The sequence below is a fragment of the Achromobacter sp. GQ309 genome (assembly GCF_059759315.1).
The window spans coordinates 615,662-636,370 of record NZ_JCAXDP010000002.1; the positions used below are offsets into that span (position 1 = coordinate 615,662).

Consider the following 20,709-nt stretch of genomic DNA (forward strand, 5'->3'; position numbering starts at 1 on the left):
AAATTCCTGGCCAGACGGCCCTTGGAGAACCATCATGATCCCCTCAACCGAACGCACCGGCCTCCTGCAGATGGCAGCCGCCATGACCCTGTCGGGCACCCTGGGCGTTTTCGTACTGGAGTCCGGGCAAAGTGCCTGGAACGTCGTCTTCTTTCGCTGTGTGTTCGGGGCGCTCTCGCTCTTTCTGTACTGCTGGGCGCGCGGCCTGCTCAAGCCCGGTCTTTTCACCGCGAAAACACTGGCCCTGGCGCTGATCGCCGGCGCGGCGCTGGTGCTGAACTGGGTGCTGCTGTTCTCGGCCTACCGCCTGGCGTCCATTTCGCTGGCCACCGCCGTCTACAACGTGCAGCCGTTTTTCCTGATCGGTCTGGGCGTGCTGTTCCTCGGCGAACGTCCTTCGCGCGGCAAGGTCGCCTGGTCGCTCGTGGCCTTTGCGGGCCTGCTGCTGGTGCTGCGTCTGGGCGACACCGGCGCGGCGGGCGGCGGCGCGTATCTCTCGGGGCTGATGCTGGGACTGGGCGCGGCCGCGCTCTATGGCATCACGGCCATCATCGTGAAGCGCCTGAAGGGCATCCCGCCGCAAGTGCTGGCGCTGGTGCAGGTGACGCTGGGCGCGGTCATGCTGCTGCCCATGGCGGACTTTAACGCCCTGCCCGCGCAGCCCGTGCAATGGGGCTATCTGGTGGCGCTGGGCCTCATCCATACCTGCCTGATGTACATCCTGATGTACTCGGCCATCCAGAAGCTGCCCACCACCTCCACCGCCGCGCTCAGCTTCATCTATCCCGCGGTCGCCATCCTGCTGGACTTCGTGGTCTACGGCCATCGCATGGATGCGACGCAGGTGGCGGGCGTGGCGCTGATCTTCCTGGCCGCTGCCGCCGTCAGCCTGAACTGGAACTGGCGCCTGCCGCGCAGCCCGCGGGCCGGTGCAGTCTGAACAGGCGGCATGGCCGGGGTCTTGCCCGCAGGAACTGTGGAGGCAGCCTGCAGGCAAACCCGCACCCGGTCCCCGGTTATTCAGGCGTGCGTCCGGTTCGCGCCGCTATCATGGCCCTTCCCATCCGCGGGCGGCTGCCCGCGGCGCCATGATGAACAGGACACTCCCATGATCGATCTCTATTACTGGACTACCCCCAACGGTCACAAGATCACGATGTTCCTCGAAGAGACCGGGCTGCCGTACAAGATCCACCCGGTCAACATCGGCCGCGGCGACCAGTTCAAACCCGAATTCCTGGCCATCGCGCCCAACAACCGCATCCCCGCCATCGTCGACCAGGCCCCTGCCGATGGCGGCGCGCCGATTCCGTTGTTCGAATCAGGCGCCATCCTGCAGTACCTGGCCGAAAAGACTGGCAAGTTCCTGCCCGCCGACGTGCGCGGCCGCGCCGAAGTGTCGCAATGGCTCTTCTGGCAGATGGGCGGCCTGGGTCCCATGGCCGGCCAGAACCACCACTTCTCGGGCTATGCGCAGGAACGCATCGCCTACGCCATCGATCGCTACGTCAACGAAACCAATCGCCTGTACGGCGTGCTGAACAAACGGTTGGCCGACCGCGAATTCGTCGCCGGCGACTATTCCATCGCCGACATGGCGGCCTACCCGTGGATCGTGCCGCACGCCAAGCAGGGCCAGGACCTGAACGACTTTCCGCACCTCAAGCGCTGGTTCGACACGATCCGCGCGCGCCCCGCGACGCAACGCGCGTACGCGCTGGCCGACACGGTCAACACCACGCCCCCGCTCAGCGACGACGAAGCGCGCCGCATCCTGTTCGGCCAGACCGCCCAACACGTCCGCTAACGCCCAAGGAGCGTGCCATGAACGCACCGCAACGCGTCTTTCGCCGCGCGCGCGCGGCCGATCTGCCTGCCATCGTGGCCATGCTGGCCGATGACGACCTGGGCGCCGGTCGCGAGGACGCCTCCGTCCCGCTGAACCCGCGCTATGTCGCGGCCTTCGCGGCAATTGAGCAGGATTCCAACCAATTCCTGGCCGTGGTTGAGCAGGATTCACAACTGGTGGGCTGTTTGCAGTTATCGTTCATACCCGGCCTGTCGCGGCTGGGCCTGTGGCGGGGCCAGATCGAAAGCGTGCGCATCGCGTCGGCGTTCCGCGGCGCGGGCCTGGGCCGCGCCATGTTCGAATGGGCCATCGAACAGTGCCGCAGCCAGGGCTGCGGGCTGGTCCAGCTCACCACGGACCGTGCGCGCCCCGATGCGCGCCGGTTCTACGAAAGCCTGGGTTTCAAGGCCAGCCACGATGGCATGAAGCTCAGCCTGTAACGTCTGATTCTGATTTTCGAAAGGAGCGCCCAATGCCCTTGCATGGCGAATACAAAGTCCCCGGCGGCAAACTGGTGGTCGCGGATCTGGAAGTGCGCGATGGCCGCCTGGCCGACGTGCGCATCAGCGGCGACTTTTTTCTTGAGCCGCCCGAAGCGCTTGAAGCCATCAACCGCGGCCTGAACGGCATGCCCGCGGACGCCGGCGAACTGGAACTCGCGGTGGCCGTGCAATCGGCCCTGCCGGCCGACGCCGAAATGTTCGGCTTCTCGGCCGAAGCCATCGCCGTGGTGCTGCGGAGGGCGCTGGCATGAGCCGTACCGACTGGAACGACTACGACTGGCAACTGATCCACGAAGGCCCGCAGCCGCCCGCGCTGCACATGGCGCTGGACGCAGTCATTACCGACGAAGTGGGCGCCGGCCAGCGGCCGCCCACGCTGCGCATCTGGGAATGGTCGGCGCCGGCCGTCGTGATTGGCCGCTTTCAATCGCTGAAGAACGAAGTCGATCCGGACGGCGCTGCGCGCCACGGCATCGAGGTGGTGCGCCGCGTGAGCGGTGGCGGCGCGATGTTCATCGAGCCGGGCAACTCCATTACCTATTCGCTGAGCGCTCCGCAGGCGCTGGTCCACGGCATGAGCTTCCAGGAGTCATACGCCTTCCTGGACGCCTGGGTGCTGACCGCGCTGCAAGGCCTGGGGATCAAGGCCTGGTATCAGCCGCTGAACGACATCGCCTCCGACATCGGCAAGATCGGCGGCGCGGCGCAGGCCCGCCGCGCGGGCGCCGTGCTGCATCACGTCACCATGTCCTACGACATCGACGCCGACAAGATGGTCGAAGTCCTGCGCATCGGCCGCGAGAAGCTTTCCGACAAGGGCACCACCAGCGCCAAGAAGCGCGTTGACCCCCTGCGCACGCAGACCGGGCTGGCGCGCGAGGTCATCATCGACCGCATGGTGGAAACTTTCGCCGGCCTGCATCGTCTGACCCCGGGCAGCGTAGGCAGCGAAACGCTGGCGCGCGCCCAGGCGCAGGCGGACGAAAAGTTCTCCCGCGCCGAGTGGTCAGGCGTCGTACCCTGACGGCGCCTCGGTTATTGGAGGTAATTGCATGAGTCGCACATTCACGCCGCCCGGCGCGATACGCGGTCTGATCCTGGGCGCCGCCCTGCTGGCCATCGCCGGCTGCAGCAGCACGCCCCCGTCGAACATCACGTTGGCCGATTCCAACGCGCAATCTTCAGCCACGCCCCAAAAGGTGGGCGACCTGTCCACCGAGCGCATCAAGTGGGCCGCCAGCAAGCCGGGCTGCGAGGGCGACTGCCCGCGCATCGAGATCGACAGCGTGGCCTTCCCGGGCATCCCGAAGCTGACGGCGCTGGTGGACCACGTTCTCGCCTACATGACCGGCACCGACGCCAACCGGCGTGGCCCCTACGACACGCTGTCGGAATACACGAAGTATTTCTGGTCCACGGCGCGCCCGCGCGACGCGACCTACTTCAAAGCCAGCGTGAAGGACACGGTCGGCGACATCGTTGCCATCGAACTGCATACGGAGCAGTACCTGACCGGCGCCGCGCACGGCATTCCGGCCACGCAATATCTGAACTGGGAGCGCAGCCGCGGCCGCGTCATGAGCCTGGACGAAGCGCTGATCCCGGGGCGGCGCGCCGAATACGTCGCGGCCCTGCAGCGTGCGCACGCAAAGTGGCTGACCGGCAACCCGGACGCCAAGCGCGACCCGGCGGCGTACAACAAGATGTGGCCGTTCCAGGAAAGCGACAACTTCGCGCTGACGCGGGACGGCATCGTGGTCAAGTACGACGCCTATTCCATCGCGCCGTATTCGCACGGCGAGCCTGAGTTGGCGATTTCGTACCAGGATCTGCGCGGCATCCTTAAGCCGGAGCTGCTGCCGGCGTCGTAAAGCCCCCGCGGCGGCCGGCTTCATGAATCCACGGCCCGGGCCGGCCTCCGCAAACGAAAATGCCGGGCATCCGCCCGGCATTTTTTTGCGCCACAAATAGGAATCGCCCCTTGCGGAGCGATTCCTTTTTTTTGTCTCTCTCTGCCTCCTCGACGATGCGCCTGCGGGCGCAACGCCGATTCAGTCTTTACGGATACAGACCGCGCACCTGGCGGGCCTGCAGGATCCGCGTGCAAGCCACGATGAACGCGGCGGTGCGCAGCGTCACCTTGTGCTCGCGCGACACCTGCGCCACCGCGGCGTAGGCCTCGCGCATCAGGCGTTCGAGGCGCTGGTTGATCTCTTCTTCGCTCCAGAAGAAGCTGGAGAAGTCCTGCACCCATTCAAAGTAGCTGACCGTCACGCCGCCGGCGTTGGCCAGCACGTCCGGCACGACGTAGACGCCGTTCTCGGCCAGGATGTCGTCCGCTTCCGGGGTCGTCGGGCCGTTGGCGCCTTCGACCACGATCTTGGCGCGCACCTTGGCGGCGTTGTCGACGGTGATCTGGCTTTCCAGGGCTGCCGGGATCAGGAATTCGGTTTCCAGCGTCCAGAACTCAGCCTTGTCCAGCGCCTGGCCGCCCGAGAAGCCGCCCACGCCGCCCGTCTGCGACACGTGCGACAGCAGCTTGTGCACGTCCAGGCCAGCCGCGTTGTGCACGGTGCCGGTGTGATCCTGCGCGGCAATGACCTTGGCGCCGGCTTCATGGAACAGGCGGGCGGCGGTGCCGCCCACGTTGCCGAAGCCCTGCACGACGACGCGCGCGCCGGCCACATCGATGTTCCGGTCGCGCGCGGCTTCGCACGCCACGACAAACACGCCGCGGCCGGTGGCCTCGACGCGGCCCAGGCTGCCGCCCAGCGCGATCGGCTTGCCGGTGACCACGCCCGTGGCGGTGGCGCCTTCATTCATGGAGTACGTGTCCATCATCCAGGCCATGGTCTGGGCGTTGGTGTTCACGTCAGGGGCGGGAATGTCCTTGGACGGTCCGATGATGACGCCGATTTCGCTGGTGTAGCGGCGCGTCATGCGTTCAAGTTCCGAGGCGGAGAGCTTGCGCGGGTCGACACGGATGCCGCCCTTGGCGCCGCCGTACGGCAGGTTGACCGCCGCGTTCTTGACCGACATCCAGGCGGCCAGCGCCATCACTTCGGACAGCGTTACGTCCTGGTGGAAACGCACACCACCCTTGCCCGGACCGCGCGACACGTTGTGCTGCACACGGTAGCCCTCGAAGTGGGCGATGGTGCCGTTGTCCAGTTCGATCGGCACATCGACGATCAGCGAGCGCTTCGGACGCTTCAGCGTCTCGACCCACCGGCTCAGGGAACCGAGGTACGGCGTGACCCGGTCGACTTGTTGCAGGTAATTACCCCAAGGGCCGAGGTCCTCGGCATTCAGATAAGACGGCAAGGCATGGGTGGGAGTTTGAGACATGAGCATGCTCTCCTGACAAAGTTGCGCCATTTTATCCACGAAAGTTATAGCGTCCCTATTTAAAGTTTAAATATTTTAAATAGGGACACATTAACGTTGCGGATACCGAACGGGTCGCAGGCGGGCCCGGAAGCTGCACCTATCCTAAGCCGCGAAATTGGCGGCGTCCAGCCTGCGGCCGGGATACTCGGGGCGAAAAAAAGGCGGCCTCGTTTGGAAGACCGCCCTTTACATCCACGCCTACCTTGCAGACCCCCCCGGTGTCGGACACCGGGGTAAGGCGCGCTTTCACGGTGTGCCACCGAAGCAAAGGCGTCGGACACCTCTGCCGCGCCGAGTCACACCGACAGCAACTGCCACGCCAGACGCGCCGCCGCCCGCGCGCCATGGCCGTCGACGTCGAACTTGGGGTTGAACTCCGCCAAGTCCGCCAATCGGAGCTTGCCGCTCGCCTTGACCCGCAGGACGATTTCCTCGATCACGGCCATCGGCACGCCATAAGGCGCCGGCGCGGACACCCCCGGCATCACGCCGGCGGGCAGCACGTCCAGATCGATCGTCAGATACACGTGCTGCGCCTTGGCCAGCAGTGCGTCCACGTCGGCCAGACGGGCTTCCAGATGCCGTTCCTGCATGTCGCGGTCTTCGATCCACACGGCCCCGATTTCCGCGGCGCGGGCATAGAGCGCTGGCGTGTTGGCCAGCCGCGAGACGCCCAGGCAGGCGTATTGCAGCTCACGCCCGCGTGCCTCGCTGTCTGTCGCGATCTGGTCGAACGGGGTGCCGGAACTGCCGGGACGGCCCGTGCGCAGATCGAAGTGCGCATCCAGATTCAGCACCAGCACGGCGCCCGCGTCGCCGCGCGCGTCCAGCCAGCGGGCCAGTCCCTGGAAACTGCCCCAGGCGATTTCATGGCCGCCACCCAGGACGACCGGGCGCGCGCCCCGCCCCATCAGTTCGGCCAGACGCAGGCCCAGGCGTTCCTGCGCGTCTTCCAGCTTGTCGCCGTGGCAGTCGACGTCGCCGGCATCCAGCAGGCGCGTCAGCCCATGCGCTGGAAGGCCCGCCAGATACTTGCGGATGCCCGCAGGCCCCGCGGCGGCGCCCACCCGGCCCTGATTGCGCGCCACGCCCGCATCGCAGGCAAAGCCCAGCAGCACCGCCTCGCCCATCTCGCCCTGCCCCGCTTCGGCCTCGACGATGTGCGCGAGCCGGCGGGTGTCGCCCTGCTCGGCGCTGTCGTCGCGTGCCTTCCAGAGGCTCTTGTCCAGTTTCGGCGCGCTCATGCTGCGGCTCCCGGACCGGCGCTCAGGACCGCCTGCAGGAATTCGCGGGTGCGGGCTTCGCGCGGCTCGCTGAAAATCACCTCCGGCGGCCCGGATTCCAGGATGACACCGCCGTCCATCACGGCCACCACGTCCGCCACATCACGGGCAAAACCCATCTCGTGCGTCACGACCATCATCGTCATGCCTTCGCGGGCCAGCAGCTTCATGACCTGCAGCACTTCGCCGACCAGCTCCGGGTCCAGCGCCGAGGTCGGCTCGTCGAACAGCATGACCTGCGGCTGCATGGCCAGCGCGCGCGCAATGGCCACGCGCTGCTTCTGACCGCCGGACAGGCTGGCGGGCATGGCCGCCATCTTCTGCGACAGCCCCACCTTGTTGAGCAGGTCCGCCGCCAACGCATTGGCCTGTTCGCGGCCCATGCCCAGCAGCGTGCGGGGCCCGACGGTCACGTTGTCCAGCACCGACAGATGCGGGAACAGATTGAAGCCCTGAAACACCATGCCCACCTGCGTGCGCAACTGGTTCAGTTCGGCTTCTGGCAACATCGCCCCGTCTTCCTGCAGCGTCTGGCCGCAGATATCGACCGTGCCGCGCTGGGCGACTTCCAGCCCGTTGCAGCAACGCAGCAAGGTGCTCTTGCCCGAGCCGCTGGGCCCGATGACCACCACCACCTGCGACTTCAGCACATCGAAATCGATGCCGCGCAGGACGGCGTGATCGCCGTAGGACTTGTGCAGGCCGCGGATGCGGATCATTTCCTGACCTTCGATGACGAGGCTCATTGCACCATCCCTCCCGCGCGCAGACGATGCTCGATCTTGCGCAAAATCACCATGGCGGTCGTGGTCAGCGCCAGATAGATCAAAGCCACCACCAGGTAGGTTTCCAGCGATCGATATGACACGCTGATGATCTTCTGCCCTTCGTGCATCAGATCGTGAATGGTCAACAGCGAGACCAGCGCCGAGTTCTTGATGAGCGCGATGAACTCGTTGCCCAGCGGCGGAATCATGCGCACGAATGCCTGCGGCAGGATGATGATGCGCATCGCCTGGCCGGACGACATGCCCAACGAGCGCGCCGCCTCCGTCTGGCCGCGATCCACCGACTGGATCGCGCCCCGCACGATCTCCGACACGTAGGCCCCGGAATACATACCCAGGCCCAGCACGCCGCAGGCGAACGCCGGGAGCGTCACGCCGAACTGCGGCAGGCCGAAGAACCAGATGAACAACTGCACCAGCAGCGGCGTGCCCCGGAAGAACAACAGGTACGTGCTGCACAGGTGGTACGTGATGCGGCGCTGCGGGTTGAGGCGGCCGATCCCGACCAGCAGCCCCATCACGCAGCCCAGCAGCAAGGCGCCGGCGGTCACCTCGATGGTGACCAGCGCGCCCCGCATCAGCGCGTCGAAGTCGGCGAAGACGGGTGAAAATTCCAGGTTCATTTCGCGGGCGCCTCGAACCATTTGTTCACGATGGCCTGGTAGCTGCCATCGGCCTTCAGCTTTTGCAGCGCGGCGTTCAGGTCGCGCGTGAGCTCAGGCTTGTTCTTGGGCACGGCGATGCCATAGTCCTCGGTCGTGACCTGATCGTTCAGCACGGTCAGGCCGTTGGTGCTCTGCGCGAACAGCTTGGCCGCGGGCTTGCCCGTCACCGCGGCATCGGCGCGGCCGATCTGCACCAGATTGAACATCTCCTGGTTCTTCTCGACTTCCACGCGCTGCACCTTCGGGAAATGCTCTTTCAGGTAGTTCACCGACTTCGTGCCGACCTGCACCGACACCTTGCGGCCATCCAGATCCTTGATCGACTTGACGGGGCCGTCGGCCTTGGTCAGGACCACCAGGCCGCCCGCGTAGTACGGATCGGTGAAATCGACGACCTTGCTGCGCTCGGGCGTGATGTAGATGGCGGACACCGCGATGTCGGCGCGGCCGGCCTGCAGCGCCGGAATCAGGCCCTTGAAGTCGATGTCGATCCATTCAACCTTCTTGCCCATCGCGCCGGCCAGCGCTTCGACCAGCTCGATGTCAAAGCCGGTGCGCTTGCCGTCCTTGACGAATTCCATCGGCGGGAAGGTGGCGTCGGTGACGGCGCGGATCGTTTCCTGGGCGTGCGCGGCGCCGGCGGCCCAGGCGAGGCTCAGGGTCAGGGCGGCGGACAGCAGGGTGCGGCGAGTGGTCATGGTGGGGTCCTATGGAGGTGGGTGCGACAGGTGGTACGACGGTGGGTACGACGATCGTTGCGGCTAGGTACGGGCTAAGCGATGAAGCAGGTGAAACAGGTATTCGATAAGGCGGACGACACGGCGTCAGGCGGCCTTCAGGCGCTCCGAGATGCGGCGGGCGGCCGCGAGGGTCATCTCGATCAGCGCGTCCGGATGCTGCGCGGCGCGGGTGGACGGCGCCATCAGCGTGATCGAGGCCACGGCCTGGTTTGCCCGTTGAAAGATCGGCACGCTCACGCCCCAGACGCCGGCGTCGACTTCGCTGTCGGTCACGGCATAGCCCTGCGCGCGGATGGCCTCCAGCTCGCCGGTCAGGCGGGCGGCATCCACGCCGGCTTCATCGGCCAGGTAGGTCAGCGCGGCCTGCAGGCGGGCCTGCGGCATGAACGCCAGCAGCGACTTGGCCGACGCGCCGCGCGCCAGCGGCAGCCCGCGGCCCTTGGTGAACGAGCAGCGCAGCGGATGCTGGCTTTCCACCATGTCCAGGCACACGGCCTGGTCCTTCACGGCGACGAGCAGGCCGATGGTCTCGCCGGACGACGCGGCCAGCGCGGCCATGTCGGGTTGCGCTTCGTGAATCAGGAACGACGACTGGTCAAAGCCCCAGGCGAGCTGCACGCACAGCGGGCCGGGTCCGTACTCGCCTTCGTGTTCGGCGACAAATCCCCAGCGCTTGAGGAGCGCGATCTGCCGGTAGAGCGTGCTCTGCGCCAGGCCCGTTTTTTCGGCCAGCGCGGCAATGCTGAGCGGGCCGTCGTGCCGGGCCAGGGTGGCCAGCACATACAGGACGCGATCCGCGCCCGCCCCGACAGACGATTCCGACATGAAGATTCAACTCCCAGCAATATGGGAGCGAGATTATCAATTTGTGGCGGTTTCACTTCTAATTTTTCCCATCGATTGAGAATCGCAAGGGAAAACCCCGAAATCCGGGCGCAAAAAAACCCGCCGCGAGGCGGGTTTTGATGGGCCGGCAGCGGGACGTTTCCGCATCTGCCGGCGATCGTCACGGCGCGGGGGGCTTCTCGTAATCCGACAGCCCGACGCCGGAGACGCCCTTCACACCACCACCGGGCGCCGCAGCGGCCGGCGCCGGCGCCGACGGGGCCGCAGGCGCTGGAACCGCCGCCGGCGCCTCAGCCGCCGGCGCGGTATCCGCTTGCTGGGGCGCGCCCTGCGCCGCTGCGCGGCGTTTGCGCCTGGCGTCCTCTTCCTTCTTGACCAAGGCCGTCAGCTCGGCGGCGAGCGACGCCGACTTGCCCGTGGCCGCCCACGCGGCGGCGTCCTGTCCCTTCGTGTCCTGCGTGGTGACGTCGGCGCCGGCCTTGAGCAGCAGCTCCACCATGGGCTTGCGGCCGGACAGCGCCGCCATCATCAGCGGCGTCTCGCCATTGGGCGCGGGCGCATTGACCATGGCCTTGTTCGCCAGCAGCAGCCGCGCCATTTCCATCTGCCCCTTGGACGCGGCGTAATGCAGCGGCGTCCAGCCCAGGCGGTTGACCTGCGCGCCACGGGCGATCAGCTTCTTGGCGCGTTCAGTTTGCCCAGCAATGGCCAGGTACATCAGCGGCGTCTCGCCCGCCGGGTTCTCGGCGTTGACGTCGGTGCGCTTGTCCGCGGCCAGCACGTCGAAGACGTTCCAGGCGTTGTCCACGACCGCGCGCATGATGGCCGGCTGGCCGTTCTTGTAGCGCACGTTGGGATCCGAGCCTTGCGCCAGCAGATCCTTGATGTCGTCGGGATAATCGTTGGCGACGTAGACCCACCAATCGGCGGGATTGGCGGCCTGCGCCGCGGGTGCGGCCAGGCCGATGGCCAGCGCCAGTAGACCGGCGCGGCCGCATGACAGTAAGGCTTGATGGGCGGAGGCGATGCGGATGGCCATGGCTGTCCTCGGATGCAAATTCAGTGAATCGGGATGACCTATTTCTTGATCTTGCTGAACAGCTTGAAGAAATTGTCGGTAGATGCGCGCGCGACCTCGGCCGCCGTGATACCGCGCAGGTCCGCGATCTTTTCGGCCACGTGGATCACCTTGGACGGATCATTGAGCTTGCCGCGGAACGGCACCGGCGCCAGGTACGGCGAGTCGGTTTCGATCAGCAACCGGTCCAGCGGGACCTTGGCGGCCACTTCGTGCACGATCTGCGCGTTCTTGAACGTGACGATGCCGGACAGCGAAATGTAGAAGTTCTGGTCCAGCGCGGCCTGCGCCACTTCCCAGGTCTCGGTGAAGCAGTGCATTACGCCGCCCGCCTCGGCCGCCTTTTCCTCGGCCAGCATGCGCACGGTGTCCTCAGCGGACGACCGGGTGTGTACGATGAGCGGCAGGCCCGCGTCGCGCGCGGCGCGGATGTGGCGGCGGAAACGTTCGCGCTGCCAGTCCAGCGGCTCGGACAGCCGGTAGTAGTCCAGCCCGGTTTCGCCAATGGCCACGACCTTGGGATGCTCGGCCAGGCGCACCAGTTCTTCGGCCGTGGGGTCCGGCGTATCTTCGTAATCGGGGTGCACGCCCACCGACGCCCACAGGCGCGGCTCGGGCTCGACCAGCGACATCAGGCCGGGCCATTCCGGCATGTTGACGCTGACGACCAGCGCGTGCGTGACTTGATTGGCGGTCATGCGGTCAAGAATGGCCGGCAGATCGTTGGCAAGCTCGGGAAAATTCAGATGACAGTGTGAATCGACGTACATGGAGAGTCTGGTAGGGCTTACGCCTGGCAGGATAGCACCACGCGTTGCAGGGTGGCGTGGGCGAAAAGCTTGGCGTTCAGGGGGTGCGTGGCCAGCGCGCGCTGGCGCGTCAGCCAGCGGGCCGATTCGGCCACGCGGGCGGGATTGATACGGGCGGCAACCTGCGCCACACCGGCTTGCAGCGACGGGAAATAGCGCACCGGCGCGCCCGCGCTGGCCAGCATCAGATCGGTGTAGAGCCTTTGCAAGGCATCGATCCATTCAGCCGCCGCCACCTTTTCCAGGGATTCGGCCAGCGTGCCGACATCGGGCGTCTGGCCCTTGGACAACGGATTGACCAACTGGCCCAGCCACGCCGGACAGGCGGATTCGCCCGATTGCGCCAACCGCAATGCCGCCAGCGGCGCGCCGCCTGCGGCAGCCAGCCATTCGCGCGCCGGTTCCACGTTCTGGTCGCGCAACCATTGCAGCGCCGTATCCGCATCGGGCGCGGGCAGCGGCAGCCGGCGGCAGCGCGACACAAGCGTGGGCAGCAACCGGTCCGGCGCGTCCGCGACCAGCAGGAAGACGGTATGGGGAGGCGGTTCTTCCAGCACCTTGAGCAAGGCGTTCGATGACACGACGTTCAGCGCATGGGCGGGATACAGCAGCGCCACGCGCCAGCCGCCACGGTGCGTGGCGGTGTTGAACCAGGACTCCAGCGAGCGGATCTGGTCGATACGGATTTCCTTGGAGGGCGCGCGCTTGGCGGCGCCCGCCGCCGGCTCGGCGTCTTCGGCCTGTTCGGCCGCGTCCGCGCCCTCTTCCACGGCAACCGCCTCGGGGCGGATACGGCGCAGGTCCGGGTGATTGCCGCTGGCGAACCAGTTGCAGGCCGCGCAGTGGCCGCACGCCAGCCCGTTCTCGGGCGTCTCGCACAGCAGGCTGGCTGCCGCCGCGATGGCGAAATCCAGCTTGCCGATGCCGGCCAGCCCGTGCACCAGCCAGGCATGCGCGAACCGGTCACGATTGCCCAGCCACGCACGGGCCGTCTCCATCTGCCAGGGGTGAAACTGGGGCGCGCTCATGCAGGAACGGCCAACAGCTCGCGCAGGCCCGCCTCGAGGTCTGCGCGGATCTGGGCGATGGAACGGGTGGAATCGACGACGCGGATGCGGTCGGGATCGGCCTTGGCGCGGGCATGGTAGGCCTCACGGGTGCGCTCGAAGAACGCCGCGCCTTCGCGCTCGAAGCGGTCGGGCTCGCGCGCATCGGCCAGCCGCGCCCGCGCGACTTCAAGCGGCACGTCGAACAGCCAGGTCCGATCAGGACGGCCGGCGCGCATCCAGTCTTCCAGGACCGCCACGCGCTCGGCGCCCAGGCCGCGGCCGCCGCCCTGATAGGCGTAGCTGGCGTCGGTGTAGCGGTCGCAGACGACCCACGCGCCGCGCGCAATCGCCGGCTCAATGACCTGGCGGGCGTGTTCGCAACGGGCGGCAAACATCAGCAGCGTTTCGGTGTCCAGCCCCATGGCATCGTTCAGCACCAGCGCGCGCAGTTTTTCGCCAAGCGGTGTGCCGCCCGGCTCGCGGGTGGACACGACCTCAAGGCCCTGCCCCCGCAGGAAATCCGCGATCCAGTCGGTGTGCGTGCTTTTGCCCGCGCCGTCCACGCCCTCCAGCGTAATGAAGCGTCCGCGTGAGGTCATTGATCTTGTCCTTGTGCTGATTCGGGTTCGGGGTCGGCCGGCGCGGCGGCGGGCGCGGGGGTTGGCGTAGGCGTGGGTGCGGGCGTGGCGCGCTGGCCCTGACCCAGAATGTAGCGGGCGACGTTGCGGTTGTGCTCGGACAGATTGGCCGAGAACTCGCTGGTGCCGTTGCCGCGCGAGACGAAATACAGGAACTTGTGCTGTTCAGGCTGCACGGCGGCCAGCAAGGCGGCGCGGCCCGGCGCGGCGATCGGCGTGGGCGGCAGGCCCGGACGCGTGTAGGTGTTCCAGGGCGTGTCGGTCTGCAGGTCGCGCTTGCGGATGCGGCCCTGGTAGGCCTCGCCCATGCCGTAGATCACGGTCGGGTCGGTCTGCAGCAACATGCCGATCTTCAGCCGGTTGGTGAACACGCCCGACACGCGGCGGCGCTCCGGACCGTGGCCGGTTTCCTTCTCGATGATCGACGCCAGGACCAGCGCTTCATAGGGCGTGGCGACGGCCACGTCGGATTGGCGCTTGTCCCAGGTGTCGTTCAGGATGCGCTGGCCTTCCTGGTAGGCGCGGCGCAGCAGGTCAAAGTCGGTGCTGCCCGGCGTGAAGATATAGGTGTCGGGGAAGAACAGACCTTCAGGGTGCTTGATGCTCGAGCCCAGCCGCTCCAGCAAGTCTTCGTCGCTGACGCCGTCCAGCGTCTGCTTGACGTCCGGGTTGTCGCGCAGCGCCTGGCGGATCTGGCGATAGGTCCAGCCTTCCAGGAACGTGATCTGGCGCTGGGTCATGTCGCCGCGCGCCAGGCGTTCGAGCAGCAGCCACGGCGTATCGCCATTGATCGCCTGATAGCCGCCCGCCTTCATCAGCTTGTCGCGTTCAGACAGACGCGCCATCCACACGAAACCGGGCTCCCACATCGGCACGCCGGCCGCGTTGAGCGCGCGCGCGACGGTGCGCGGACTGCTGCCCGGATCCACCACAAAGTCGATCTTGTCGGCCGCCAGCGTCATCGGGCGGTGCATCCACATGTAGGCAGCGCCCACCGCGCCGCCAACGGCCAGAACGATGAGCAGCAGGAACCACAGGACGAAATTTCGGAGTCGCATCTTCATAAGTGTCGGAAGTTTAATGGATCGCGGGCCTTGCCCGGGACACAACCGGGGCCGGATGGCGCGGCGCGCCCCTTTGCCCATCGGGGACATGGCCAGCCCGTGCCGGGATCGGGGCTATCATCAGCACTTTGATGACGCGATAACCCCGCCGCCATGCACGCCTATTACGCTTCGATTCCCGTCCGCGCCGAAGGTTGCGCCCAATGCGCCCCGCTGGAAGATCTGACGGTCTTCACCGCCGCCGGCGCCGACGCCCTCACCTTTCTGCACGGCCAGCTCACGCAGGACGTGACCGGTCTGCCCCCGGACGCCGCCCGCCTGGCCGGCTATTGCACCGCCAAGGGCCGCCTGCTGGCCACGCTGGTCATGTGGCGCGGCGCGGGCGATGCCGATGACGCACCCCAGTTCTACGGCATGGTCCGGCAGGACCTGTCCCAGGCCCTCATCAAGCGCCTGTCCATGTTCGTGCTGCGCGCCAAGGTCAAGCTGGCCGCCGCGCCGCTGCACGTGGCCGGTGTGCAGGCCACCTCGGAACAGGCCGCCGCGCTGGAAGCCCTGACGGGCACGTTGCCGCGCGCCACCTGGCAGCGCGCGGACCTGCCGTCCGGCACGTGGATCGTCGCGCCGTCGGCCGACGACCGCCTGCGCTGGTGGTGGATCGCCTCGGACGCGCAGCTGGAACAATCCGGCGCGCTCACGCAGGCGCTGGGACTGGCGCCGGCCGCGCACTGGCATGCAGGAGACCTGGCGGCCGGCATTCCCTGGATTGCCGCCGCCACGCAGGATGTCTTCATTCCACAAACGGTCAATCTGGACCTGATCCAGGGCGTCAGCTTCACCAAGGGCTGTTATCCCGGCCAGGAAGTCGTGGCGCGCAGCCACTACCGGGGCACCGTCAAACGGCGCATGGCTTACGGCACCATTGCCGACGCCGGCCTGAAAGTCCCGGCGCTCGCGGGGGTGGATGTGTTCGACGCCGCGCAGCCCGGCGAAGCCATTGGCCGCGTGGTGCAGGCCGCCACCGACGCGGGTGTCGTGTCGGTGCTGTTCGAAACCACGCTGGCCGCGCTGCCCGAAGGCGATCTGCGTCTGGCCAGCGCCGACGGTCCCCGCATCGCGGCGGCGCCGCTGCCGTACTCGATCAATCCCTGATCCTTCCGGGCCTGCCGCGCAGAAGCCCGCGCGCGCAGGCCTGGCAGCCATCGTCAGACCGCCACCCCGAACAACGCCCCCACGCCGGCCGTCACGGCCATCGCCGCCGCGCCCAGCACGGTGACGCGCAACGCGGCGGGCAGCTTGGGCGCACCGCCCGCCTTCGCGGCCATCGTGCCCAGTGCCGCCAGACAGCACACCGACGCGCCGATGACCCAGCCGATCAGGTGCGGTCCGGGCGACACCGCCGCCACCGCCAGCGGCACTGCGGCGCCGCCGGCAAACGACGCGGCCGAGGCCAGGGCCGCCTGCACCGGCCGCGCACGGTTGTGCAACGAGATGCCCAGTTCGTCGCGCGCGTGCGCGTCCAGCGCGTCGTGGCTGGTGAGCTGGCGCGCCACCTGTTCCGCCAGATCGCGCGTCAACCCCCGGGCCACATAAATGTCCACCAGTTCGGCCAGCTCTTCGCCGGAATTGCGCTTGAGCGAGCGTTGTTCCATGCGCAGGTCGGCGGCTTCGGTGTCGGCCTGGGTGCGCACCGACACGTATTCGCCCGCCGCCATCGACAAGGCGCCGGCCACGAGGCCCGCCAGTCCGGAAGTCAGAATTGCGCCATGCGAGGCCTGGGCCGCGGCAACGCCGGTGATGAGGCTGGCTGTCGAGACGATGCCGTCGTTGGCGCCCAGCACCGCGGCGCGCAGCCAGTTGCTGCGGAAAATTCGATGATGTTCTTTTGCTGGCATTGCCGGAAAACCCATGCGAGGCGCGACAGACGCGAGGCGCGCCAGGCATGGCCCGGCGCGCCCCGCGCGGAGTTCATCGCGGCGTCACGCGCACCGCGGTCAGCAAGCCTATCACGCACAGCGTGGCGTGTTCGCCGTCGTAGGCATGCATTTCCACCTGGCAGACCGAAAGACGCTTGCCCGGCTTGACCACACGCCCGCTCGCGACAAAACGATCACCCTTTGCGGGCGCCAGGAAGTTCATTTTGAACTCCGACGTCAGCACGTCCTCGCCCGGTCCGAACAGCGTGAACGCGGCATAGCCGCCCGCACTGTCGGCAATGGTGGTGGAAATGCCCGCGTGCAGAAAGCCGTTCTGCTGGCACAGGTCGGCGCGGTAAGGCAGAACGATGTCCACCCTGCCCGGCTCGACCGTGTCCAACTTGGCGCCCAGCAGCGCCATGATGCTTTGCTGGCTGAAACTGGCCTGGACCCGCGAGGCCGGGTCCACAGCGGCGTTGGACGGCGTCACGTCAGTCCTGCTCGCGCTTGACCAGGTTGACGATGCTGGAAAAGTCCAGCTTGCCGGAGCCGCCGCCGCTGTGCAGCGAATACAGATTGCGCGCCAGCTCGCCCAGCGGAATCGAGGCACGCGCCGACAGCGCCGCCTCGGCCGCCAGGCCCAGATCCTTGAGCATCAGGTCCACGCCAAAGCCGCCGGCATAGCCCTTGGACGCCGGCGCATGCTCCATGACGCCCGGCCACGGGTTGTAGAGTTCGGTCGCCCAGTTGCGCCCCGAGCTCTTGGCGATGATGTCCGACAGCACCTTGGGATCAAGACCGTTGGCCACGCCAAGCGCCAGCGCCTCGGACGTGCCGGCCATCAGGATGCCGAGCAGCATGTTGTTGCAGATCTTGGCCACCTGCCCCGCGCCTGCCGGGCCCGCATGGAAGATGTTCTTGCCCATTTTCTCGAGCACGGGTCGCGCACGTTCCAGCGAGGCTTCGGCGCCGCCCACGATGAAGGTCAGCGTGCCCGCGGCCGCGCCGCCCGTGCCGCCCGAGACCGGCGCGTCGATCATGGCAATGCCGCGCGCCTCGGCCGCCTGGGCCACCTTGCGCGCCGAATCCGGCGCGATCGTGCTGCATTCGATGACCAGCGCGCTCGAGGCGATCTTGCCGAGCAGATCCTGATCCAGGTACAGGCCCTCGACGTGCTTGCTGGCCGGCAGCATCGAGATCACGACCTCGGCCCCTTCGACCGCTTCCGACGCGGACGCCGCCGCCGTCGCGCCGGCGTCGGTCAGCAGCTTGATGGCCGCCGGCACCAGGTCAAACACCTTCAGGCTGTGGCCGGCCTTGACCAGGTTCAATGCCATGGGCGCGCCCATGTTGCCCAAACCGATAAACGCGATGCTGCTCATGATGTCTTGTCTCCTGTTGCTATTGCTGTAGGTATGGATTCATCGTGACCTGCGAAACTGCGTGACCTGCGTGACGGGCAGAAGCCAAGGGCCGGCTGGCGGGCCGGCCTCTATCAGCGACCGATCAGCGCCCTTCCTGCCCCAGATCGGCCAGCGGATGCGGCTCGCCCTCAGGCCAGGGTTCCTCAAAGAACTTCTGCACCCAGGCGTCGGTGGCCATGTCGATGACGGCCGGGTTCCAGCGCGGGTTCTTGTCCTTGTCGACCAGCAACGCGCGAATGCCCTCGGCAAAATCGCCATGCGCGGTGCATGCCAGCGCGGCGATGTACTCGACGCGGAACACGTCATCCAGCGACCGCAGGCGCGTGCGCTGCTGCAGCGCGAACGCCAGCCGCACCGATCCGGGCGAGCCCGCCAGCATGGTCTTGGCGGCGCGCGACAGCCACAGATCCTCGTGGTCCTTCAGGAAGGACAGTTCCTCGTAGATGTCGTCCAGCCGGTTGCCGTTGCACAGGTTGTTGACGACAAACGAGTGCTGGCGCAGCGGGCCGGGTTCCAGCGGCGTGGCCGGCTCAAGGGCGGTCAGCGCGCGGCGCAACAGGCCGTCGTTGATGGAGCGCGGCGGAATGGCGTCTTCGGCGGCGCCTGCGGCCTGCCCAGCCCACGGCTGCTGCTCCAGCGACGACAGCAGCGCGGGCCAGTCCGCGCTGTTCAGGCGGAAGTCCGCCAGCCCCGCAAAGAAGGCGTCGGACGTGTTCAACTGCGCGCCCGTCAGCGCCAGGAACACACCGCTGCGGCCCGGCATACGGTTCAGCAGCCAGCTTCCGCCCACGTCCGGGAACAGCCCGATCGACACTTCCGGCATGGCCAGGCGTGAGGTCTCGCTGACGACGCGGTGGCTGGCGCCCATCATCAGGCCAATGCCGCCGCCCATGACGATGCCGTGGCCCCAGCACAGCACGGGCTTCGGATAGGTGTGAATGCGATAGTCCAGCCGGTATTCGCGTTCGAAGAAGGTGCGCGCGTAAGTGTTGCTCCAGCCGGGCTTGCCCGCGTTCTCTTGCATGCTGCGGTACAGGCCGTGCAGATCGCCGCCGGCGCAGAACGCCTTGTCGCCCGCGCCTTGCAGCACCACCAATGCCACACCGGGATCCCGCGCCCACGCTTCCAGACGGTCAGCCAGCAGGTCCACCATCTCGAGCGACAGGCCGTTCAGCGTTTGCGGCGCATTCAGCGTCGCAATGCCGAAACGCATTCCATTGGCAGCGGATCTTTCTTCGAACAGCACCGGTGCATTCATCTTATGTCGGCTCCTTTTTCCAACAATTGGCGGGCAATGATCACGCGCATGATCTCGTTGGTGCCCTCCAGAATCTGATGAACGCGAGTATCGCGCACCAGACGCTCCAAGGGATAGTCTTTCAGGTAACCATAACCACCATGGATCTGTTGCGCGTCCAGGCAGATCTGGAAGCCCATGTCGGTGGCAAAGCGCTTGGCCATCGCGCAATAGGTGGACGCGTCAGCCGCGCCTGCGTCCAGCTTGCAGGCTGCAAGCCGCACCATCTGGCGCGCCGCGACCAGGTGGGTGGCCATGTCCGCGAGCTTGAATTGCAATGCCTGGAATTCCGCCAGGCGGCGGTTGAACTGACGGCGCTCATCCATGTAACGACGGGCAGCGTCCAGCGCCCCTTGTGCGGCGCCCACCGAGCACGTGCCGATATTGATCCGGCCGCCGTCCAGGCCCTTCATGGCGATCTTGAAGCCTTCGCCTTCCACGCCCAGCATGTTGGCGGCCGGCACGCGGACGTTTTCAAAGGTGATGGGGCGCGTGGACTGGCTGTTCCAGCCCATCTTCTCTTCCTTGCGGCCGTAGCCGATGCCCTCGCTGTCGGCCGGAATCGCGAAGGCGCTGATGCCCGCGGCGCCCTCGCCGCCGGTGCGGGCCATCACGACCAGCAGGTCGGTGTCGCCGCCTCCGGAGATGAAGGCCTTGGCCCCGTTGACGATGTAGCTGTCGCCGTCGCGCTGCGCTCGGGTGGCAAGCGATGCCGCGTCGGAACCGGCGCCCGGCTCCGTCAGGCAATACGAGGCCAGCTTTTCGCCGCTGGCGAGCAGAGGACCCCAGGCGTCTCGCAGGCCCGGCTGGCCCCACTTGCCCACCATCCAGGTCGCCATGTTGTGTATCGTCAGGAACGCCGTGGTGGACGGATCCACCGCCGCCATTTCCTCGAACACCAGCGTGGCATCCAGTCGCGGCAGACCCAGGCCGCCGATGTCTTCGCTGGCGTAGATTGCGCAAAAGCCCATTTCGCCCGCCCGGGCGAAGGCTTCGCGGGGGAAGATACCCTCGGCATCCCAGCGCGCGGCGTGGGGAGCCAGTTCGCCCTCTGCGTAATCGCGCGCGGCCTGCGCAAACGCGCGCTGCTCGTCGGTCAGTTCCAAGTCCACAGCCTGTCTCCTGTTGTAGTCGGTATTGTCTGGTGGCGTTGCTGCCGTCTCGTGAACGCCAGCCCGCCGATTTTGACATGACGTTGACGTAAACGTAAACGGACACCCGGCTTAATGTTACGCCCGAAGCGGCCGGGCGTTTTGTCTTGTTGACGACAATGTGCGGAGACGGCCGGCGGCGACGGCCGCCAGCAGGGAAACAGGGCGACGCGCCACGGCGGTGTCACGCCGGGGTGGCGATCAGGGCGTCAGTGCAGC

Annotated in this window: 23 protein-coding genes; 7 read left to right on the forward strand and 16 right to left on the reverse strand. The window is 67.0% G+C overall.

Annotated features, from left to right (window positions below; translation table 11 throughout):
• Positions 1-34 precede the first annotated feature (34 nt).
• From AC6CIE_RS08130 to AC6CIE_RS08155, 6 genes are all read left to right on the forward strand, one after another.
• Entirely contained in the window at positions 35-940 is a 906-nt protein-coding gene (locus AC6CIE_RS08130) for a DMT family transporter (RefSeq protein WP_175186129.1), read from the forward strand.
• A gap of 168 nt (positions 941-1,108) precedes the next feature.
• Entirely contained in the window at positions 1,109-1,807 is a 699-nt protein-coding gene (locus AC6CIE_RS08135; RefSeq protein ID WP_175186128.1) for a glutathione S-transferase N-terminal domain-containing protein, read from the forward strand.
• Between the two features lie 17 nt (positions 1,808-1,824).
• Positions 1,825-2,289, forward strand: coding sequence for a GNAT family N-acetyltransferase (locus tag AC6CIE_RS08140; protein WP_367351997.1), 465 nt, complete (start codon positions 1,825-1,827; stop codon positions 2,287-2,289).
• Between the two features lie 38 nt (positions 2,290-2,327).
• Positions 2,328-2,603, forward strand: coding sequence for a lipoate-protein ligase small subunit (gene lplB, locus AC6CIE_RS08145; RefSeq protein WP_056318682.1), 276 nt, complete (start codon positions 2,328-2,330; stop codon positions 2,601-2,603).
• The gene (locus AC6CIE_RS08150; protein WP_498091946.1) at positions 2,600-3,376 is read left to right on the forward strand and encodes a lipoate--protein ligase family protein; all 777 of its coding nucleotides are present in this window, start codon (positions 2,600-2,602) and stop codon (positions 3,374-3,376) included. Before lplB ends, AC6CIE_RS08150 begins: the two co-directional genes overlap by 4 nt.
• A gap of 28 nt (positions 3,377-3,404) precedes the next feature.
• Positions 3,405-4,223 carry an RsiV family protein gene (locus tag AC6CIE_RS08155; protein ID WP_175121894.1) on the forward strand — a complete coding sequence of 273 codons (819 nt, stop codon included), beginning with the start codon at positions 3,405-3,407 and terminating at the stop codon, positions 4,221-4,223.
• A 187-nt stretch (positions 4,224-4,410) separates the two neighbouring features.
• Here the strand turns inward: AC6CIE_RS08155 and AC6CIE_RS08160 are convergent, their stop codons facing one another.
• From AC6CIE_RS08160 to mltG, 11 genes are all read right to left on the reverse strand, one after another.
• Positions 4,411-5,700 (reverse strand): Glu/Leu/Phe/Val family dehydrogenase, encoded by a 1,290-nt coding sequence (locus tag AC6CIE_RS08160; RefSeq protein ID WP_175121895.1) that lies wholly within the window; start codon positions 5,698-5,700, stop codon positions 4,411-4,413.
• 338 nt (positions 5,701-6,038) lie between these two features.
• On the reverse strand, positions 6,039-6,986 hold the full coding sequence (gene hutG / locus AC6CIE_RS08165) for a formimidoylglutamase (RefSeq protein WP_175186126.1): 948 nt from the start codon (positions 6,984-6,986) through the stop codon (positions 6,039-6,041).
• A complete protein-coding gene (locus tag AC6CIE_RS08170) occupies positions 6,983-7,771 on the reverse strand; it encodes an amino acid ABC transporter ATP-binding protein (protein WP_286898685.1) in 789 nt (262 codons plus the stop codon). The genes hutG and AC6CIE_RS08170 overlap by 4 nt, the downstream gene beginning before the upstream one ends.
• The gene (locus AC6CIE_RS08175; RefSeq protein ID WP_056570374.1) at positions 7,768-8,436 is read right to left on the reverse strand and encodes an amino acid ABC transporter permease; all 669 of its coding nucleotides are present in this window, start codon (positions 8,434-8,436) and stop codon (positions 7,768-7,770) included. The genes AC6CIE_RS08170 and AC6CIE_RS08175 overlap by 4 nt, the downstream gene beginning before the upstream one ends.
• Positions 8,433-9,176, reverse strand: coding sequence for a transporter substrate-binding domain-containing protein (locus AC6CIE_RS08180; RefSeq protein ID WP_175121897.1), 744 nt, complete (start codon positions 9,174-9,176; stop codon positions 8,433-8,435). The genes AC6CIE_RS08175 and AC6CIE_RS08180 overlap by 4 nt, the downstream gene beginning before the upstream one ends.
• Positions 9,177-9,302: 126 nt before the next feature.
• A complete protein-coding gene (locus AC6CIE_RS08185; RefSeq protein ID WP_175139186.1) occupies positions 9,303-10,043 on the reverse strand; it encodes an IclR family transcriptional regulator in 741 nt (246 codons plus the stop codon).
• 181 nt (positions 10,044-10,224) lie between these two features.
• On the reverse strand, positions 10,225-11,103 hold the full coding sequence (locus tag AC6CIE_RS08190; protein ID WP_175121899.1) for an ankyrin repeat domain-containing protein: 879 nt from the start codon (positions 11,101-11,103) through the stop codon (positions 10,225-10,227).
• Between the two features lie 38 nt (positions 11,104-11,141).
• Positions 11,142-11,912, reverse strand: coding sequence for a TatD family hydrolase (locus tag AC6CIE_RS08195; RefSeq protein WP_175121900.1), 771 nt, complete (start codon positions 11,910-11,912; stop codon positions 11,142-11,144).
• A 17-nt stretch (positions 11,913-11,929) separates the two neighbouring features.
• Positions 11,930-12,979, reverse strand: coding sequence for a DNA polymerase III subunit delta' (gene holB / locus AC6CIE_RS08200; protein WP_427984975.1), 1,050 nt, complete (start codon positions 12,977-12,979; stop codon positions 11,930-11,932).
• Entirely contained in the window at positions 12,976-13,599 is a 624-nt protein-coding gene (tmk, locus tag AC6CIE_RS08205) for a dTMP kinase (RefSeq protein ID WP_175121902.1), read from the reverse strand. Before tmk ends, holB begins: the two co-directional genes overlap by 4 nt.
• Positions 13,596-14,696, reverse strand: coding sequence for an endolytic transglycosylase MltG (mltG, locus tag AC6CIE_RS08210; protein ID WP_370647798.1), 1,101 nt, complete (start codon positions 14,694-14,696; stop codon positions 13,596-13,598). The genes tmk and mltG overlap by 4 nt, the downstream gene beginning before the upstream one ends.
• Before the next feature lie 159 nt (positions 14,697-14,855).
• Between mltG and ygfZ the strand changes: the two genes are divergently transcribed.
• Positions 14,856-15,854 (forward strand): CAF17-like 4Fe-4S cluster assembly/insertion protein YgfZ, encoded by a 999-nt coding sequence (gene ygfZ, locus AC6CIE_RS08215; protein ID WP_367351994.1) that lies wholly within the window; start codon positions 14,856-14,858, stop codon positions 15,852-15,854.
• Between the two features lie 53 nt (positions 15,855-15,907).
• Here the strand turns inward: ygfZ and AC6CIE_RS08220 are convergent, their stop codons facing one another.
• The 5 genes from AC6CIE_RS08220 to AC6CIE_RS08240 all read right to left on the reverse strand — a co-directional run bounded on the left by AC6CIE_RS08220 (position 15,908) and on the right by AC6CIE_RS08240 (position 20,451).
• Positions 15,908-16,597 carry a VIT1/CCC1 transporter family protein gene (locus AC6CIE_RS08220; RefSeq protein WP_175121905.1) on the reverse strand — a complete coding sequence of 230 codons (690 nt, stop codon included), beginning with the start codon at positions 16,595-16,597 and terminating at the stop codon, positions 15,908-15,910.
• Between the two features lie 73 nt (positions 16,598-16,670).
• A complete protein-coding gene (locus AC6CIE_RS08225; RefSeq protein ID WP_175121906.1) occupies positions 16,671-17,108 on the reverse strand; it encodes a PaaI family thioesterase in 438 nt (145 codons plus the stop codon).
• 1 nt (position 17,109) lies between these two features.
• Positions 17,110-18,000: a 3-hydroxyisobutyrate dehydrogenase gene (gene mmsB / locus AC6CIE_RS08230; RefSeq protein WP_175139178.1), complete on the reverse strand. Its 891-nt coding sequence runs from the start codon at positions 17,998-18,000 to the stop codon at positions 17,110-17,112.
• A 124-nt stretch (positions 18,001-18,124) separates the two neighbouring features.
• The gene (locus AC6CIE_RS08235) at positions 18,125-19,300 is read right to left on the reverse strand and encodes an enoyl-CoA hydratase/isomerase family protein (RefSeq protein ID WP_498091949.1); all 1,176 of its coding nucleotides are present in this window, start codon (positions 19,298-19,300) and stop codon (positions 18,125-18,127) included.
• Complete coding sequence (locus tag AC6CIE_RS08240) at positions 19,297-20,451, reverse strand: acyl-CoA dehydrogenase family protein (RefSeq protein WP_175121909.1); 1,155 nt, start codon at positions 20,449-20,451, stop codon at positions 19,297-19,299. The genes AC6CIE_RS08235 and AC6CIE_RS08240 overlap by 4 nt, the downstream gene beginning before the upstream one ends.
• Between the last annotated feature and the right edge of the window lie 258 nt (positions 20,452-20,709).

Bases quoted from the DNA above. Each gene is read 5' to 3' on its own strand.
- AC6CIE_RS08130 (WP_175186129.1), top strand. From the start codon at position 35: ATGATCCCCTCAACCGAACGCACCGGCCTCCTGCAGATGGCAGCCGCC.
- AC6CIE_RS08135 (WP_175186128.1), top strand. From the start codon at position 1,109: ATGATCGATCTCTATTACTGGACTACCCCCAACGGTCACAAGATCACG.
- AC6CIE_RS08140 (WP_367351997.1), top strand. From the start codon at position 1,825: ATGAACGCACCGCAACGCGTCTTTCGCCGCGCGCGCGCGGCCGATCTG.
- AC6CIE_RS08150 (WP_498091946.1), top strand. From the start codon at position 2,600: ATGAGCCGTACCGACTGGAACGACTACGACTGGCAACTGATCCACGAA.
- AC6CIE_RS08155 (WP_175121894.1), top strand. From the start codon at position 3,405: ATGAGTCGCACATTCACGCCGCCCGGCGCGATACGCGGTCTGATCCTG.
- AC6CIE_RS08160 (WP_175121895.1), bottom strand. From the start codon at position 5,700: ATGTCTCAAACTCCCACCCATGCCTTGCCGTCTTATCTGAATGCCGAG.
- hutG (WP_175186126.1), bottom strand. From the start codon at position 6,986: ATGAGCGCGCCGAAACTGGACAAGAGCCTCTGGAAGGCACGCGACGAC.
- AC6CIE_RS08170 (WP_286898685.1), bottom strand. From the start codon at position 7,771: ATGAGCCTCGTCATCGAAGGTCAGGAAATGATCCGCATCCGCGGCCTG.
- AC6CIE_RS08175 (WP_056570374.1), bottom strand. From the start codon at position 8,436: ATGAACCTGGAATTTTCACCCGTCTTCGCCGACTTCGACGCGCTGATG.
- AC6CIE_RS08180 (WP_175121897.1), bottom strand. From the start codon at position 9,176: ATGACCACTCGCCGCACCCTGCTGTCCGCCGCCCTGACCCTGAGCCTC.
- AC6CIE_RS08185 (WP_175139186.1), bottom strand. From the start codon at position 10,043: ATGTCGGAATCGTCTGTCGGGGCGGGCGCGGATCGCGTCCTGTATGTG.
- AC6CIE_RS08190 (WP_175121899.1), bottom strand. From the start codon at position 11,103: ATGGCCATCCGCATCGCCTCCGCCCATCAAGCCTTACTGTCATGCGGC.
- AC6CIE_RS08195 (WP_175121900.1), bottom strand. From the start codon at position 11,912: ATGTACGTCGATTCACACTGTCATCTGAATTTTCCCGAGCTTGCCAAC.
- holB (WP_427984975.1), bottom strand. From the start codon at position 12,979: ATGAGCGCGCCCCAGTTTCACCCCTGGCAGATGGAGACGGCCCGTGCG.
- tmk (WP_175121902.1), bottom strand. From the start codon at position 13,599: ATGACCTCACGCGGACGCTTCATTACGCTGGAGGGCGTGGACGGCGCG.
- mltG (WP_370647798.1), bottom strand. From the start codon at position 14,696: ATGCGACTCCGAAATTTCGTCCTGTGGTTCCTGCTGCTCATCGTTCTG.
- ygfZ (WP_367351994.1), top strand. From the start codon at position 14,856: ATGCACGCCTATTACGCTTCGATTCCCGTCCGCGCCGAAGGTTGCGCC.
- AC6CIE_RS08220 (WP_175121905.1), bottom strand. From the start codon at position 16,597: ATGCCAGCAAAAGAACATCATCGAATTTTCCGCAGCAACTGGCTGCGC.
- mmsB (WP_175139178.1), bottom strand. From the start codon at position 18,000: ATGAGCAGCATCGCGTTTATCGGTTTGGGCAACATGGGCGCGCCCATG.
- AC6CIE_RS08235 (WP_498091949.1), bottom strand. From the start codon at position 19,300: ATGAATGCACCGGTGCTGTTCGAAGAAAGATCCGCTGCCAATGGAATG.